This is a genomic window from Stenotrophomonas sp. 2201_Sma, assembly GCF_056486685.1.
The window spans coordinates 1,266,101-1,282,654 of the sequence record NZ_CM151329.1 but is presented as its reverse complement, the minus strand read 5'-3'; the positions used below and the strand labels follow the sequence as shown (position 1 = coordinate 1,282,654).

The 16,554-nt window shown below is 68.0% G+C and carries 16 protein-coding genes; 2 read left to right on the top strand and 14 right to left on the bottom strand.

From position 1 onward, the window contains the following. Nucleotides 1-19: 19 nt before the first annotated feature. From ACZLIF_RS06025 to ffh, 11 genes are all read right to left on the bottom strand, one after another. Nucleotides 20-427: a DUF1801 domain-containing protein gene (locus ACZLIF_RS06025; RefSeq protein WP_053518959.1), complete on the bottom strand. Its 408-nt coding sequence runs from the start codon at nucleotides 425-427 to the stop codon at nucleotides 20-22. Nucleotides 428-465: 38 nt separating this feature from the next. After that, nucleotides 466-900, bottom strand: coding sequence for a DUF1801 domain-containing protein (locus tag ACZLIF_RS06020; protein ID WP_053518995.1), 435 nt, complete (start codon nucleotides 898-900; stop codon nucleotides 466-468). A gap of 79 nt (nucleotides 901-979) precedes the next feature. Next, complete coding sequence (locus tag ACZLIF_RS06015) at nucleotides 980-1,360, bottom strand: DUF6404 family protein (RefSeq protein WP_065174641.1); 381 nt, start codon at nucleotides 1,358-1,360, stop codon at nucleotides 980-982. A gap of 82 nt (nucleotides 1,361-1,442) precedes the next feature. Continuing rightward, nucleotides 1,443-1,844 carry a 50S ribosomal protein L19 gene (gene rplS, locus ACZLIF_RS06010; RefSeq protein ID WP_053518963.1) on the bottom strand — a complete coding sequence of 134 codons (402 nt, stop codon included), beginning with the start codon at nucleotides 1,842-1,844 and terminating at the stop codon, nucleotides 1,443-1,445. 154 nt (nucleotides 1,845-1,998) lie between these two features. Next, on the bottom strand, nucleotides 1,999-2,757 hold the full coding sequence (gene trmD / locus ACZLIF_RS06005) for a tRNA (guanosine(37)-N1)-methyltransferase TrmD (protein WP_053518966.1): 759 nt from the start codon (nucleotides 2,755-2,757) through the stop codon (nucleotides 1,999-2,001). Nucleotides 2,758-2,759: 2 nt separating this feature from the next. Beyond that, nucleotides 2,760-3,272: a ribosome maturation factor RimM gene (rimM, locus tag ACZLIF_RS06000; RefSeq protein WP_053518968.1), complete on the bottom strand. Its 513-nt coding sequence runs from the start codon at nucleotides 3,270-3,272 to the stop codon at nucleotides 2,760-2,762. Nucleotides 3,273-3,316: 44 nt separating this feature from the next. Further along, nucleotides 3,317-3,577: a 30S ribosomal protein S16 gene (gene rpsP, locus ACZLIF_RS05995; RefSeq protein WP_005415733.1), complete on the bottom strand. Its 261-nt coding sequence runs from the start codon at nucleotides 3,575-3,577 to the stop codon at nucleotides 3,317-3,319. Nucleotides 3,578-3,713: 136 nt separating this feature from the next. Further along, entirely contained in the window at nucleotides 3,714-4,496 is a 783-nt protein-coding gene (locus ACZLIF_RS05990) for an aminotransferase class IV family protein (RefSeq protein WP_128989451.1), read from the bottom strand. Continuing rightward, nucleotides 4,493-5,569: an NAD(P)H-dependent flavin oxidoreductase gene (locus ACZLIF_RS05985; protein ID WP_128989449.1), complete on the bottom strand. Its 1,077-nt coding sequence runs from the start codon at nucleotides 5,567-5,569 to the stop codon at nucleotides 4,493-4,495. The genes ACZLIF_RS05990 and ACZLIF_RS05985 overlap by 4 nt, the downstream gene beginning before the upstream one ends. A gap of 76 nt (nucleotides 5,570-5,645) precedes the next feature. After that, a complete protein-coding gene (locus ACZLIF_RS05980) occupies nucleotides 5,646-6,080 on the bottom strand; it encodes a hypothetical protein (RefSeq protein WP_128989447.1) in 435 nt (144 codons plus the stop codon). 93 nt (nucleotides 6,081-6,173) lie between these two features. Next, entirely contained in the window at nucleotides 6,174-7,550 is a 1,377-nt protein-coding gene (gene ffh / locus ACZLIF_RS05975) for a signal recognition particle protein (protein ID WP_053518973.1), read from the bottom strand. 122 nt (nucleotides 7,551-7,672) lie between these two features. On the opposite strand from ffh, the gene ACZLIF_RS05970 reads away from it, so the two are divergent. Then, nucleotides 7,673-8,467: a cytochrome C assembly family protein gene (locus ACZLIF_RS05970; RefSeq protein ID WP_478462411.1), complete on the top strand. Its 795-nt coding sequence runs from the start codon at nucleotides 7,673-7,675 to the stop codon at nucleotides 8,465-8,467. 78 nt (nucleotides 8,468-8,545) lie between these two features. Here the strand turns inward: ACZLIF_RS05970 and ACZLIF_RS05965 are convergent, their stop codons facing one another. The 3 genes from ACZLIF_RS05965 to radA form a co-directional block, all read right to left on the bottom strand. After that, a complete protein-coding gene (locus tag ACZLIF_RS05965) occupies nucleotides 8,546-10,852 on the bottom strand; it encodes a tetratricopeptide repeat protein (protein WP_128989445.1) in 2,307 nt (768 codons plus the stop codon). Between the two features lie 48 nt (nucleotides 10,853-10,900). Continuing rightward, nucleotides 10,901-12,757, bottom strand: coding sequence for an ATP-binding protein (locus ACZLIF_RS05960; RefSeq protein ID WP_128989443.1), 1,857 nt, complete (start codon nucleotides 12,755-12,757; stop codon nucleotides 10,901-10,903). A gap of 198 nt (nucleotides 12,758-12,955) precedes the next feature. Continuing rightward, nucleotides 12,956-14,332, bottom strand: a complete 1,377-nt coding sequence (radA, locus tag ACZLIF_RS05955; protein ID WP_053518980.1) for a DNA repair protein RadA — start codon at nucleotides 14,330-14,332, stop codon at nucleotides 12,956-12,958. A 149-nt stretch (nucleotides 14,333-14,481) separates the two neighbouring features. Between radA and ACZLIF_RS05950 the strand changes: the two genes are divergently transcribed. Continuing rightward, nucleotides 14,482-16,539, top strand: coding sequence for a putative bifunctional diguanylate cyclase/phosphodiesterase (locus tag ACZLIF_RS05950; protein WP_128989441.1), 2,058 nt, complete (start codon nucleotides 14,482-14,484; stop codon nucleotides 16,537-16,539). Nucleotides 16,540-16,554: the final 15 nt, after the last annotated feature.

Sequence of the window (16,554 nt, the reverse complement as noted above, 5' to 3'; positions counted from 1 at the left end):
CGCCGGGCATGGCCCGGTGCTACCGCTTGTTCTTCGCGGCGTTGTGCTTGGCCGCCGCGCGCATCAGGGTCTTGAACGCCGTGGCATCGGGCATGGTGCCTTCATGGATGTCGATCGCGCGCCGCGTGTTGCCTTCCAGGCTGGCGTTGAACAGGCGCTTCGGGTCCGGCAAGGCCGCCCCCTGGGCGAAGGTCAGCTTCACTGCCTGCTTGTAGGTCTCACCGGTGCACAGGATGCCGTGATGCTCCCATACCGGTGTGCCCCGCCACTTCCAGGTTTCCTGCACCTCCGGCAGCGCTTCATGGATCAGCGCCCGAACGCGTGCCAGCGTTTCACCGCGCCAGTCACCCAGTTCCGCGATGCGCGCATCGATCAGTGCGGCCGCGGGTGTTCCGGCGTCGTCGGGGTTCGGTGCATGCGTGGTCATCGTGTGCTCTCGTCGGCGGAACGTCCGGAATGGCGGGCTTACATGCGTTCGCCGGGCAATGCAGCGGCCTGGCGGACCCACTCGAGGAACTGCGCTTCATCCAGCATGCCCTCCTGCGTGATGTGCAGGTAGCGGGTATCGGCGCTTCTGGACGGCTCCGGTGGCATCGGTTGCAGGGCCGCGCCGCGGAAGAACGCAACCTTGATGTAACGGGCGAAGCAATGGAAGCTGAGGAACCAGCCGGCATCGGCGGCCACCGCGTACATCGGCGAGTTCCACTTCACCGCCTTGTGCACGCCGGGCACGGCTTGGCCGATCAGTGCGTCGAGGCGTGCGCCGATGGGCTGCTTCCAGTCCGGCATGGCGGCGATGTACGCCTGCACCGGCGCATCACCCTCGCCCTTGGCGATCTGCGGATTTCCCCCGGACAGGAGCCTGGGTGCAGTGGAAGGTGCGGCTCGCTTGGAAGGCATCGCACGGCGCATGCATGGGAATGAAGCCGCAGACTAGCGCCATCGGCAGCCTGCGGTCACGGCGCACTGCGCCATCGCTTCAGTCCGCCAGCGAGGCCAGGAACTGGCGCCATTCGGGCAGCTGTCGTTGGCGTTGAAGCGAGCGCATCAGGAGCGCCATCACCACACCGAACAGGCCGCCCGCCAGCAATCCGGCACCCAGCAGCAGGCCGAGTGGACGCTCACCGCCCTGCCACAGCAGCAGCCACATCAGGGCGCACCAGAACAGGCCGAACAGCAGCCCCTGCACCAGCGCGTTGATGCGGAAACCGGCCAGGATCGGCGGCGGCACAGCGACGCCCATCCGCCACAGCATCCGATGCAGCAACGGTGCGGACTGCGCGCGCGGCAGCCCCTTGTCGTCCAGCAGACGAAGCGCCGCGCGGATGCGGTCGGGATAGCGCAGGTCGTTCTTGTTCATCGCACGAACCTAGCGGATGCAGGAGCACAAACGCAAACGGCCGCCCGAAGGCGGCCGTCGCGGCAACAACCGGAGTTGTCTATCAGGCCTTTTCGGCCAGACGGGCAGCCTTGGCCTGCGCAGCGGCAGCCAGGTCTTCCTTGATGCGGGCAGCCTTGCCTTCCAGGCCACGCAGGTAGTACAGCTTGCCGGCGCGGACCTTGCCGCGGCGCTTCACTTCGACCGAGTCGATGATGGCGCTGTGGGTCTGGAAGACGCGCTCGACGCCGTAGCCGTGCGAGATCTTGCGGACGGTGAACGAGGAGTTCAGGCCGGCATTCTTGGTGCCGATCACAACGCCTTCGTAGGCCTGCACGCGCTCACGGTTGCCTTCCTTCACCTTCACGTTGACGACAACGGTGTCGCCCTGGCTGAACTTCGGCAGTTCGCGGGTGATCTGGGCGGATTCGAATTCCGCGACGATGGACTTGTTCAGCTTGCTCATGGGTTACACCGATTCTTGTTCGGGTGGGCGTGTCGATTCGACAACATAGGCTCATGCAGTCACCGGACTGTGCTGCACGTTTGTTTTGGGTACTGCGCACGCCAGCCGGGGCCGGCGGGAATTGGCCATGATAGCCGATAACGCCAGCCCTGCGCTAGGGGCTGGCCTTTTGTTTCCGGGCCTGACGGCCCTGCTCCAGCAGTTTGCGGTCGGTCTTGCCCAGCGCCTGTTCATCCAGCAGGTCCGGGCGCCGCTGGGCGGTGCGGACCAGGGACTGCTGGCGGCGCCAAGCGGCAATGGCCGCGTGGTTGCCCGAGCGCAGCACCTCCGGCACGTCACCCAGCGGGTGCTGGGCCGGCTGGCTGTAATGCGGGCAGTCGAGCAGGCCGAGGTCGCCCTCGAAGCTGTCCTGTGCCGCCGATTCAGCGTCGTTCAGGGCCCCCTCCTGCAGGCGGGCCACGGCGTCGATGATGACCGCTGCGCCCAGCTCGCCGCCGGACAGCACGTAGTCGCCGAGGGAAATCTCCTCGTCGACATTGGCTTCCAGGAAGCGCTCGTCGATGCCTTCGTAGCGCCCACAGAGCAGGACCATGCGCGGCAGCGCCGCCAGTTCACGGACCTTGGCCTGGGTCAACGGCGCCCCCTGCGGGCTGAGGTAGATCACCCTGGCCGGGGTCGGATCGGCATTGCGGATCGCCTGCAGGCAGGCCTGCAGCGGTTCGATCAGCATCACCATGCCCGGGCCACCGCCGAAGGGACGGTCGTCCACCCGGCGGTAGTTGCCTTCGGCGTAATCACGGGGATTCCAGCCGTGAAGGCTGAACAACCCTTTCTCCTGCGCGCGCCCGACCACGCCCAGTCCAGCAGACTGGGCGAGGAACTCGGGGAACAGGGTGATGACGTCGAAACGCATGCTCAGAACTCGGGATCCCAGTCGACCACGACCAGGTTCGCCTCGAAGTCCACCGAAACGACGAAGTCCGGCAGCACGAACGGGATCATCCGCTCGCGGTCGCCACGGACCACCACCACGTCGTTGGCGCCGGTGCTGAACAGGTGCGAGACCTGGCCCAGGGCAACGCCCTCGGTCGTCTTCACGTCCAGGCCTTCCAGGTCGACCCAGTAATATTCATCCGGATTCGGCGGCGGCAGCGCGCTGCGCGGCACGTAGATCTCGGTGCCACGCATGGCTTCGACCGCGTCACGGTCCTCGACGCCGGGGAAACGCGCGACCAGGTGCTTGCCGCTGTCGCGACCCCGCACACCTTCAATCGTGGTCTCCACGCCGGACGGACTGCGCACGATCCATGGCTGGTAACGGAAAATGGCGGAACGTGGCTCGGTCCAGGACTCGAGCTTGATCTCGCCGCGCACACCAAAAGCGCCGACAATCCTGCCCAGCAGGATGCGGCGCTCGATATCTTTCATCTGCTTCAACCAGGAGGGCCACGCCGGAGCGTGGCCCGTCAGGATCAGGCCGCAGCGGCCTGGGACTTGGTCGCTTCCTTGATCAGGTTGCGGACCTTGTCGGTCGGCTGGGCGCCGTTCTTGACCCAATGGTCAACGCGGGCCAGATCCAGCTCGATGCGCTTCTCGGCGCCCTGGGCGACCGGGTTGTAGAAGCCAACGCGCTCGATGTTGCGGCCGTCGCGCGCGCTGCGCACGTCGGTGACGATGATGTGGTAGAACGGACGCTTCTTGGCGCCGCCGCGGGTCAGTCGAATCTTGACCATGGTGTGTTTTCCTATTGCCCAGTCGCCAGGATGGCGAGGTAAGCGGGCGATTATAGCGGCAGAGCGTGGCCGAGCCAACCCCACGCGTCACGGTAGCGCCGGGCCATGCCCGGCGGCCGGCAGGCCATGCATCCGTTCAGGAAAGCGGCTGCCAGGGCACACCGGCCAGTACCGCCCTGCCCTGTTCAGCCAACGCCAGCGAGCCACCCAGGGCCCGCCCATCAATGCTCTGCAGCGCCCAGAGTCCGCTGGCGTTGCAGGCAAACGCAGCCTGCACGCCTTGCAACGCGCCTGCCGGCAAGGGCCGGCACACCTGCGGTCCGTTCCAATGCGCACGCAGCAGGGCCTCTGCGGTACCCCGCAGCGCGGCGGCGCGTGGCCAGATCAGCTGGTGCCCATCATGCACGGCCACGTTCCAGGTCGTGCCCTCGCTGACGTGCCCCTGCGTGTCCACGAAAAGCGCGTCGTCATACCCATCGGCCATCGCCGCGCGACGCTGCGCGAACAGGCCGAACGTGCCGACGTGCTTGATCTGCGGCAGCTCCCGCTGCCAGGTGACGCTGCGCACGCGCCGCGGCGCGGACAGCGATACCGGCGCGGATACCGCCACCAGCACATCGACCGCCACGCGGGCCAGTGGATCGCGGAAGTCGAAGTGACGCGAGAACACCGTCACCCGCAGCGAGGCGTCGGCAAGGCCGGCCTTCTGCAGCGCCTGCGCCATCCAGCTGCGCACCTGCGCCGTATCCAGCTCGTTGCCGAACAGGTCGCGCGTGGCCTGCGACAATCGAGCCAGATGCAGGTCCAATCCCTGCGCTGCTCCGCCACGCACCTGCAGCGAGGTGAAGTGACCGTAATTCACCAGCGTCGGCAGCAGATCCTCCACCTGCGCCGGCTGGCCGTTGCAGGTCAGCATCATCGCAGCAGCGCCTGCGCCTGTTCCCACATGCCGCGCAACACGTCAGCGGCCGGCCGCGCCGGTGCCATCCACGCCGACTGCCCGGCCCAGGCCTGCATCGCCGCCAGCCGGTTCTCGCGTGTGGCCTGCGCGCGCATCGGCCCGGTCAGTCCACGCTGTACCGGGTACGGGCGCGGAGCCGGCGCACCGGCCGCCGCAGCGGCGCGTACATAGGGCGTTGCCAGGCCGCGGCCCAGTCGGCCACTGAACGCACGCGTCGGCCAGGTATCCTCCGGTTCCGTGATCGCCAGCGCGTCGGCCCAGGCCGGCGCCAGTGCCGCCTCCGGTGTGCGCAGGAACGCGGTGCCGATCTGCACCGCGCTGGCACCCAGCGTCAACGCCGCGGCGATGCCACGCCCGTCGGCGATGCCACCGGCCGCGATCACCGGAATTCGAAGATGGTCCGCCAGCCGCGGCAGCAGTGCGAACAGGCCGACCAGCTGGCGCTCGGCCAACGCCGGATCGAAGGCCCCGCGATGGCCACCGGCTTCAGCCCCCTGCGCAACCACCGCATCGGCCCCGGCGTCCTGTGCGGCCCGCGCTTCGGCCAGCGTGGTGGCACAGGCGATCCAGGCAATGCCTGCGTCCTTCAACCGCTGCACATGCGCGGGGGAAAGCACGCCCATGATGGTCGAGGCCACCGCCGGGCGCGCGGCCAGCAACGCGGCGAACTGGTCTTCGAAATCGGCTGGCGTGGCATCGGCCGCATTGGCCGGCACCTCCGGTCCCCACTGCGCGAGGAAGGCACGGCTGGCGGATTCGGCAACCACGTCGCGCGTCGGCGCCGGATCCGGCAACCACAGGTTCACCTGCGCCGGGCCGGTGGAGATGGCCCGGAACTCATCCATCCACCGCCCGATATCGGCGGCCGAGGACAGCACCGCGCCCATTGCGCCCATGCTGCCGGCATTGGCCAGCGCCGCCGACAACGGCACCGGACAGGCACCGGCCATGGGGGCGAGGAGGATCGGAAGCTGCAATGAAAAACGCCGACAGAAGGCGTCGGCGCGTTCAAGAATCGGCGATGCGTTCACGCGACATACCTGCGGGAGAGGTCGCCGCCCAGCATACGCCAGTCGCCACGGTCTGATCCGTAGATCCGACCGGAGGTCAGCGCGCCGCCACCGCGTAGCTGCGGACCAGTTGGCTGTCCATTTCCTCGTTGAACTGGAAAGTCACATAGCGTGCGTCGTCGGCGGCGAATTCGACATCAGCCGAGGCACGACCGATCTCGGAGCCCTCAGCGTCCAGTGCCCGCGCAACCAGCTTGCCATTGAAGGCCTTGTCAGCCACCACATACACCGCGGCCTCCTTGGAGCCCATGCCACGGCTCTTGCCCAACGTGATGGTCAGGCCGCGCGCAGCCAGGCCTGGATCGGCCTGCAGCGTCACGTTCATGCGCTTGTCCACGCCTTCACCGAGTCCCGCGACGAAATCCGCCGCCGTACCGCTGATGGCGCTGCCAGCCTTCTGCGAGACGGACGTGTCGTCCTTGCATGCGACCAGCCCCAAGGCCAGCGCGATCACCATGATGGTTCTGTTCATGAACATTCCCTTGTCAGACACGCAGGTAGTCAAGCAATTCGGCAGCGGCCGCGCAAGTGCAGATCCCGACACGCACGCGCCCGCCGGTGAAAATCAACGGAACGGCATGCCGCGGCCACCCATGGCGCCCATCATGCCCTTCATGCTGCGCATCATGCCCTTCATGCCGCCGCCGGCCATTTTGCTCATCATCTTTTCCATCTGCATGTACTGCTTCATGAGCTTGTTGACGTCGGCCGGAGTCACGCCCGAGCCCTTGGCGATGCGCGCGCGGCGCGAGCCGTTGAGCAGGTTCGGGTTGCGCCGTTCCTTCTTGGTCATCGAACTGATGATGGCGATCATGCGGGGCACTTCCTTGCCCTGGCTGACCTGCTGCTTGAGGTGGTCCGGGATGTTGCCCAGGCCCGGCAGCTTGTCCATCAGGCCGCCGATGCCGCCCATGTTCTGCATCTGCTCCAGCTGGTCGCGCATGTCGTTCAGGTCGAACTTCTTGCCCTTGGCGACCTTCTCGGCCAGCTTGGCCGCCTTGTCCTTGTCGACCTGCTGCTCGACCTGCTCGACCAGCGACAGCACATCGCCCATGTCCAGGATGCGGCTGGCGATGCGGTCCGGATGGAACACATCCAGGCCGTCCGGCTTTTCGCTGACACCGACGAACTTGATCGGCTTGCCGGTGATGTAGCGCACGCTCAGGGCGGCACCGCCACGGGCGTCACCGTCGGTCTTGGTCAGCACCACGCCGGTCAGCGGCAGCGCATCACCGAAGGCCTTGGCGGTGTTGGCCGCGTCCTGGCCGGTCATGGCATCGACCACGAACAGGGTCTCGGCCGGGTTGACCGCTGCGTGCAGGGCCTTGATCTCGGCCATCATCGCTTCGTCGATGGCCAGGCGGCCGGCGGTATCGACCAGCAGCACGTCGACGAACGACTTGCGCGCATCGTCGATGGCGGCGCGGACGATGGCTTCCGGCTTCTGGTCGGCGCTGGACGGGAAGAACAGCACGCCGACCTGTTCGGCCAGGGTCTTCAGCTGCTCGATCGCCGCCGGACGGTAGACGTCGGCCGAGACCACCATCACCTTCTTCTTGCGCTTTTCCTTCAGGTGCTTGGCCAGCTTGCCCACGGTCGTGGTCTTGCCGGCGCCCTGCAGGCCCGCCATCAGGATGATGGCCGGCGCCGGCACGTTGAGGTTCAGGTCGCTGGCTTCAGCGCCCATCACCGCGGTCAGCTCGTCGCGGACGACCTTGATCAGCGCCTGGCCGGGGGTCAGCGACTTCAATACTTCCTGGCCAACGGCGCGCACCTTGATGCGCTCGATCAGCGCCTGCACCACCGGCAGCGCGACATCGGCCTCGAGCAGCGCGATGCGGACCTCGCGGGTGGCCTCGCGGATGTTCTCCTCGGTCAGGCGGCCACGGCCGCGCAGGCGCTCGATGGTGCCGGAAAGGCGCTGGGTCAGGGACTCGAACATGCGGTGCGACCTGTCTGAAAACGGGGGACAATAAGGCACACAGTATAGCCGGTCCGCCCCTGCTCCCGGGCTGCGACACGGCGGCCGTCGCCAGCACCCCGGGGGTATGCGAAACTGCCACGATGACAATCGTTCTCATCGCCGTCCTGCTCTACCTGGCCGCCAGCGTCCTGCTGGTGCGCGCGCTCGGCCGCGATGGTGCCGTAGGTTCGCCCGCCTGGCTGTGGCCGGCGCTGCCAGCCATCGTGCTGCATGGCGGCTATCACGTGATGGTGGCGATGCGCACGAACGGCGGGCCGGACATGCATTTCTTCGCGGCGCTGTCGCTGGTCGGCCTGGGCATGGCCTGGCTGACGTCGCTGGTGGGTGCACGCGGCCGCATGTCCGCGCTGGGCGTGGTGGTGTTTCCGCTCGCGGCACTGTTGCTGCTGGCCTATCACGGCTATGGCCACGAGCCGAGCAAGATGCTGGGCTGGCGGTTGGCCAGCCATGCCTGGCTGGCCCTGCTGGCCTACGCCACGCTGAGCATCGCGGCATTGCTGGCGATCATGCTGTGGCTGCAGGAACGCGCGCTGCGCCGCCGCGAATTCCGGCCCTGGCTGCGCGCCCTGCCCCCGCTGGCCGATCTGGAAGCGCTGCTGTTCCGGGTCATCGCGGTGGGCTTCGCCCTGCTCACGCTGACCCTGGTCACCGGCGTCCTGTTCGTCGATGACCTGCTTGCACAGAAGCTGGTGCACAAGACCGTACTGAGCGTGCTGTCGTGGATCGTTTTCGGCGTGCTGCTGATCGGCCGCCGCCGCTACGGCTGGCGCGGGGTGAAGGCGGTGCACTGGACATTGACGGCCATGCTGTTGCTGCTGCTGGCCTTCTTCGGCAGCCAGTTCGCGATCGAGCTGGTGTTCGGACACTCCCGTTGATCGGATGACAGGTCCGCCGGGCATCGCCCGGCGGCGCAGAGCAGTAGCGCCGGGCCACGCCCGGCGAGCGCGGCGTGCCTACAGGCCGTACCGCTCGATCACGTCCAGATGCGGCTGGCGATCCTGGTCGCAGGCTTCGGCCAGGCGCAGCCAGCACAGCGGATGTGCCCAGCCGGCGGTGGCCTGCTGCAGGAACCGGTGCAGCGCGAGCGGTGCGTGATCCTGAGGCTGGGCGATGGTGAACAGCAGCCCCGGCAGCGTGCCGTCCTCGGCTTCCGGGTCCGTCACGGTGTAGTCGGGACGGCTGTGGGCCCAGATTTTCCAGCCCTGCGCCTCAACCGCCTCGACCAGGGCATTCCAGGCGTCCTCACCTGGATGTGCGCCGTCGATCAGCCAGCTGCGGGCGAAGCCGCCCCGCTCCAGCACATGCACCTGTGCGTAGGTCGGGATGAAGTGCTCGCGTGCCTCCTCGTCTTCCGGTGCCGGATGCACCAGCGCCGCGTCGAACACCACCCAGTCACCCACCTGCTGGGCGCGGTTGGCCGGCGCGTTCTCGACGATGCGGGCGGTCACCGGGCCGCTGCGCCGGGCGTAGTACTCCATCGGCTCGCCCTCTTCCTCGCTGCGGATGATCACCCAGCCCCACGGCTCTTCGACCACACCCTCGGTGCTGGACAGTTCCATGCCGATCGCCGCCGCGGACCGCCGCACGGCGTCCCAGTCATGCGCGGCACTGGCGGCACTCATGTGGTCCCAATGCGCGGCATTGGGCTCCTCCAGCAGTTCGATCAGCTGCGCGTAGCAGGCCTGGGCATCGCTGAAGCGTCCGGTCTCCATGTACATGCGGGCCAGCGTGCCGCGCGCGCCATGCGATCCCGGCGACAGCTCCAGCAGTGCCGTTGCCGCCTGCTCCAGCGCCGGCCAGTCGGACACCCGGCGCGCGCGCTGCACCTCGCACCAGTGGGCGAACACCGGCACGCTGTCGCGGAAGACATCCGCCAACCGGCGCAGGCCGGCGTCATCGCCCTGTTCGGCCAGCCACCGCATCAGCGTGTAGGCCGCGGCACCATCGTGCTGCGGATGCGCCGCCACGAAGTCCCACAGCAGTGCGCGTGCTTCGGCCTGCGCGCCGCAGGCATTGAGCGCCGAAGCCGCCGTGTCGGCCAACGGCTCATCATCGGGACACTGTGCGTGGGCCTGCAGCAACCATTGCGCCTCCTGCTCGGGATCGCGCGAGTGGTTCTGCTCCCCGCGCGCTTCCAGCCACGCCAGCAGCTCCGTGGCCGGCACCGGCAACGGCGCGACCTCCGGCAGGCTTTCCACGCGTGCAGCCAGGGCGGCCACCAGCGCGGACGCGCCGCGGTCCTGGCGCAGCTGCGGAAGGTGGGCACGGGCCAGGCCCAGCTGCCGCTGCGCCACCCAGCGCGCGCCCCGCTGCAGCGCCAGCTCCAGGCTGAGTGCAGCCACCTCGATCAACAGCCGGTGCGAACCGACGCGGGCGAAATGTTCGATGATGGTGTTGAAGCGCGTACCCAGGTCCCAGGTGTTGCGCGCCGGATCGCGCCGGCACAGCGCAGCGGCGGTGTTCGCCCACAGTCGCCAGTAGTTAGGCGTCAGTTCGCTCCACGGGACCATCTGCTGCAGCGCTTCTTCGTCGCGGCCCAGCTGTGCCAGCGCCCAGGCCTTGGACAGGCGGCGCGGCACGGTGCAGTTGGCCGGCTCATACTCGCCCGACGCGACCACCTCGGCCTCCCGCTTTTCGATCAGCGCCAGCGCTTCCTCAGCGCGGCCCAGGCCCAGAAGGATCTTGATCTGCATCTCCGGGAAGCTGTCGAACACCTCCTTGCCGCAGGCCTCGATCGCGTCGGCCTGTGCCTGCAGGTAATCCAGCGCCTCCTGGCCCCGATCGTCGTCCAGCAGCGCGTCCGCCTTCTCGCAGCTCAGGCACTGGAAGCAGGCCCAGCTCGGATCGATGCGTGCCAGGGTCTCGTCGCAGACCTCGACCCGTTCGGGCACCCAGCCGGGGCCGTCGATGTTGCCGTAGCAGGCGGCCAGATCCTGGGTCACGCAGATCGACTGCGGGCACTCCAGGGTATCCTCGCGATGCGCACGCTCGAACAGCGCGACCGCCTCGCCCAGTGCACTTTCACCTTCGACGCGGTTGCCCACGCGGTTGCGCAGCGCCCAGTGGCCGACGTAGACATCGACCCAGGGATTGTCCAGCGCCTTGCCCAGCGCACGCGCCTCGGGCAACAGCGCATCGACGCGGTCGACCTGCAGCTCGCTGACGTCGTCTGCAAGGCGGTTCAGCAGGTGCGCGTTCTGCGCCTGCCCGGCCTGGCGCAGGTCGCCCTGCAGTTTTTCTACCCAGTTCCAGATGTCCATGAGGGGATTACGTGCTCCTGTCTAGCGAAGGCTGGATGAGAGCGGGCGTCAGCGCAGCATCTGCTGCAGCGCGCCCGCGATGTCGGTGAAGGCTCCATTGAGGTCGGGGCCTGCGGTTGCCGTCGTCCGCGCCAGGGGCCTGCCCTGCGCGGCGACGATGATCTTCAGGGAGCGCAGCAGGCGTGCGGCCGCTTCGGCCTGCGGGTGGCCTTCGCGCTGTGCGCGCAGCAGCGCCTGCACCGCGGTGTTGTCGAGGTTGAGATACAGCCGCGACGGTGCACGCGATTCGATGCGTGCAGTGAACTGGCGGGCCAGCCGCAGCGCGGCCATCGATACCCGCTTGTCGTTCTCGTCGTCCTCCAGCCGCTGTTTCAGTTCGGCCTCGCGGTCGGGCACCACCACCACCGGCAGTGCCTCCGGACTGAAGCGCGCCGGCAGCAGCTGCTCACCATCGCCCAACTGCTCACGCAGCCAGGCCAGCTGCCCCTCATCGAGGCTGTCATCGGTACGGAACAGCGCGCGGTTGCCCTGCTCGGTGCCCAGTTCCACCAGACGCAGGCCCTTGGCCTGGGCCCAGCGACGCAGGAACGGAACCACCGCATAACGATGGCCATGCGCGACCGGCACCCCCATCGCGCGGAACAGCATCTCTTCGAAACCGCCACCGTTGTCGAGGATCACATGCACGGCGCCGCGTGCCGGCAGCGCGCTGGCCGGCAGATCGCCCTGCGAGGTCGGCACGCGCACGTGCTCCACCAGCAGTTCGAACAGGCGGTCATCACACAGCGCCGCGCCCAGCAGCGCTTCGTTGTGGCGGGCCAGCACCCGGCGCCAGGCTTCAGGCTGCTGCCGTGCGACCTCGGCCAGGCCATCGATCAACGCTTCCAGCAGGGCGTGCTGCACGGCACGGTAATGATCATCGCGCTGCAGATCCTCACGACTGGCAGTGGGCGTCAGCCGCGAGGACTCGATCACGCCGCCGATGAAGCCGGCCCAAGGCGGCAGCAGGTCACGTGCATCGTCGTCCAGCAGCATGCCGCGTACGAACACCGACAGATTGCGGTTGTCACTGGTGCCATAGGTGGCGCCATCCTGCACCCACAACAGGCCGGTGGCGTCGCTGACGCCATCGGCGCGCAGCGGCAGGGTGACGATGGGCTCGAAGTCATGCTCGAAACGCGCGGCGAACTGCAGGGACTGCCGGCGCGCCTGCACCGGGTGCAGCGCGACCTCGCCCTGCCCCCGCCACGGTGGCGGCTCCGGATTGATCGCCGAGGTGGCGGCACCGATGAAGATCGGTTCGGACAGCAGCGCGCAGTACCGCCCCAGCACCTCGTGCAGGCGTGCTTCGTTGGCCAGCGGCAGGAAGTCGGGGTGCAGTTCCAGCTCCACTTCGGTTCCGATCTCGCGCGCGGGCACTTCGCTGACCGTGTACTGCTCGGCATTGCTGGACACGTACAGATGGCCGAGTTCCGGCGTCTGGTAGGAGGTGGTGCGAACGCTGACCCGACGCGCCAGCACGAAGGCGGACAGGAAGCCGAGACCGAACATGCCGATCAGGCCATCCTCGTCGGCGCCGCCCTGGCGCAGGCCACGGGTGTAGCCGACACCGACTGTCGCCAGGTAATCGTGGATCTCCTGGCGGGTCAGGCCCGCCCCGGTATCGCTGATGCGCAGCACGCCGGCGGTGGCGTCGACCTGGACGGAGATCCGGGAAGGCACGTCCCTGCCCGGCTGCTCGATGCGACGGCGGATGATCGAGTCATGCGCGTTCTGCACCAGCTCGCGCAGGGCCACCATCGGCGTGGAGTACAGGTGCTTGCCCAGCACCGTCATCAGTCCATTGAGGTCGACGCCCGCACGGCGGATTTCGGCGGCGGGGGCGGTAAGCGCGGGGTCCTGCATGTAATCGTTTACTCCTGGGCGCGGAAAGGCGCCACAGGGCGCCTTCGTCGAGCGGGAAAAACTAGCACAGCGAGGCTGACCGTAGCCGCATCTGACGTCTGCAGCGTCTGGCCCATGCCCGGCGGTCCTTCGCCGGGGAAGCAGACGCGCGTTGCCCGGCTCAACAGGATCGCGGCCGCCGGCGCGCCTCCGATGGAATCACGCCGCGTCGATCGCCTCGGACAGGCGCTCCACGGCGATCACCTCCATGCCCTTGACCGAGCCCCCCTTGGGCGCATTGGCCTTCGGCACGATCGCACGTCTGAAACCATGGGTGGCCGCCTCGCGCAGCCGGTCCTCACCATTGGGCACCGGGCGGATCTCGCCGGACAGGCCCACTTCGCCGAAAGCGATGGTCTTCTCGGCCAACGGCCGGTCCTGCAGCGACGACAGTACCGCCAGCAGCACCGGGAGGTCGGCGGCCGTCTCCTGCACGCGGATGCCGCCGACGACATTGACGAACACATCCTGGTCGCCCACCAGCACACCGCCGTGCCGGTGCAGCACCGCCAGCAGCATGGCCAGACGGTTCTGCTCCAGGCCTACGGCGACACGGCGCGGGTTCGACAGCGGCGACGCGTCGACCAGCGCCTGTACCTCCACCAGCAGCGGACGGGTTCCTTCACGGGTCACCATCACGCAGCTGCCGGGCTGATGCGTACTGCCACCGGACAGGAAGATGGCCGAAGGATTGGAAACCTCCTTCAGGCCCTTGTCGCCCATGGCGAACACGCCCAGCTCGTTGACCGCGCCGAAACGGTTCTTGAACGCACGCAGCAGCCGGAAGCGGCTGCCGCTTTCGCCTTCGAAGTACAGCACCGCATCGACCATGTGTTCCAGCACACGCGGGCCGGCGATGCCACCTTCCTTGGTGACGTGGCCGACCAGGAACACGGCGGTGCCGGTTTCCTTGGCGAAACGCACCAGCCGTGCGGCACTCTCGCGCACCTGGCTGACCGACCCCGGTGCGGCTGTCAGGCTTTCCGTCCACAGCGTCTGCACCGAGTCGGCCACGATCAGGCGCGGGCCGGCCTTGGCCGCGTGCTGGAGGATCGACTCGACGCCGGTTTCAGCGAGCGCGTTGACGCCATCCAGGGGCAGTTCCAGCCGATGCGCGCGACCGGCCACCTGGGCCAAAGACTCCTCGCCGGTGACGTAGAGCACCGGCAGCTCGGCCGCCATCCTGGCGACCGCCTGCAGCAGCAGGGTCGACTTGCCGATGCCGGGATCGCCGCCGACCAGCACCACCGCCCCCTCCACCAGGCCGCCGCCAAGCACGCGGTCGAACTCGCCGATGCCGGTGCTGACCCGGCGATGCTCGGTCTGCTCCACATCCTTCAGGGCGGTGATCTTCGGCGGATCGACCTTGCCCGCCCAGCCGGCCCGCCGCGATGCCGGCGCCTTGGCCGCCGCCGCGCTTTCCAGGACGATTTCCGACAGCGAATTCCAGGCATTGCACTCGGTGCACTGGCCCTGCCATTTGCTGTACTCGGCGCCGCATTCATTGCAGACGTAGGCGGTGCGGGCTTTTGCCATCTGGGAATTTCCTGCGGCGGGGACGGGCGTGGCAGGATAGCCGAGCCCGGTCGCAGGTGCTGCGACCGCTCAAGTACCGCCCACCTGCGCCGATAGGGGTCGCGGGCGTGCGCCTTGCGGGCGCCCCTCCCTTTCCCACTGGATTCAACATGACTGGCAGTTACAGTCAGAGCCTGGTCGCCATCTCTCTGCTGGTGGCCATTCTTGCTTCGTACACGGCCCTGGACATGGCCGGGCGTGTCGCCAGCGCGCAGGGACGCGTCGCCCGCTGGTGGCTGGCTGGTGGCGCCGCCGCGATGGGCCTGGGCATCTGGTCGATGCACTTCATCGGCATGCTGGCGTTCGACCTGCCGATCCCGATCGGTTACGACCTGGCCATCACCCTCTACTCCCTGGCCGTGTCGATCGGCGCATCGGCCTATGCGCTGTGGCTGGTCTCCCGCCCCAGCCTGCCGCGACGGCGGCTGCTGGCCGGTGCGGTGCTGATGGGCACCGGCATCGCGGCCATGCATTACCTGGGCATGGCCGCCATGCGCATGCAGCCCGGCATCGACTACCACCCAGGATGGTTCGCGACATCGATCGTGGTGGCCATCGGCGCAGCCGGCGCTGCGCTGTGGATCGCCTTCCGCCTGCGCACCGAGCAGCGCAACACGCTGCGCCTGCGCCTGCTCGCCTCGCTGGTGATGGGGCTGGCCATCGTCGGCATGCATTACACCGGCATGGCCGCCGCACGCTTCGCGGACGGCAGCATCTGCGGTGCCGTGGTCAATGGCGGCATCGATGCCCGCTGGCTGGCGGTACTGGTCATCGTCACCACCGTGGCGACGCTTGGCATCGCGCTGGTGGCCTCCCTGTTCGATCGCCAGATGCGGGTCCGCACCGGGCTGCTGGCCGATTCGCTCGCGCACGCCAACAACCGGCTGATCCAGGCCGCGCTGCACGACCCGCTGACCCAGCTGCCCAACCGCATGCTGCTGCAGGACCGCATCGAACAGGCCATCGAGAAGGCCTGCCGGCACCAGCACGCGGTGGCCGTGATGTTCTGCGATCTTGACGGATTCAAGGCGGTCAACGACGCCTACGGTCATCAACTGGGTGATCGCCTGCTGGTCGCCGTCGCGCAGCGCATCGGCGGCCTGCTGCGACCGCAGGACACCTTCGCACGCCTGGGCGGGGACGAATTCGTGATCGTGCTGGCGATCGACATCCCGGATGACGCCGTGGTCGTCGCAGAGCGCATCATCGCCGCGGCCAGCGAGCCTTTCATTCTCGACGCGGCAGAGCTGCAGGTCAGCGCCAGCCTCGGCATCGCCCTGTACCCGGACGACGCCGGCAACGAACGCGAGCTGATGGCCCACGCCGATGCAGCCATGTACCACACCAAGGACACCGGCCGGAACGGCTACACGTTCTTCACTCCCTCGATGCAGCTCAGTGCAAACCGCCAGCTGCGGCTGCTGCAGGATCTGCGCAAGGCCGTCGTCCGGGACGAACTGGTGCTGCACTACCAGCCGAAATTTCCCGCCGCCGATGCCCCCGCCAGCGGCGCCGAAGCGCTGCTGCGCTGGCAGCACCCGGAACTGGGCCTGCTGGCACCGGACGTGTTCATCCCGATCGCCGAGCGCAGCGGGCTGATCCTGCCGATCGGTGACTGGGTACTGGATCGCGCCTGCGCCCAGCTGCGTGCGTGGCATGATGCCGGCCATCGCGGCTGGACGATGGCGGTCAACCTGTCTCCCCTGCAGTTCGCCTCGCCGACGCTGCTGGCCAGCGTGCGTGCGGCGCTGGAACGACACGCCATCGATCCGCCTCTGCTGACGCTTGAGATCACCGAAACGACTGCGATGAAGGATGTCGACGCGAGCCTGGCGATTCTCAACGATCTCACCGCGATGGGCGTGCACATCGCCATCGACGATTTCGGCACCGGCTATTCCAGCCTGCTCTACCTCAAGCGCATGCCGGCCACCGAGCTGAAGATCGACCGGGCCTTCGTGCACGACCTGGAACGCAATGCCGAAGACGCCGCGATCGTCTCCTCGATCATCGCCCTGGGCCGTACGCTGCAGTTGCAGGTGGTGGCCGAGGGCGTGGAGACCCAGGCCCAGCGCGAGTACCTGAGCGAACTGGGCTGCGACCAGCTGCAGGGCTACCACCTGGGTCGGCCGATGGATGCCGAGGAGTTCCTGCGCAAGGTGGGGTGAGGCCCGGCGTGCGAG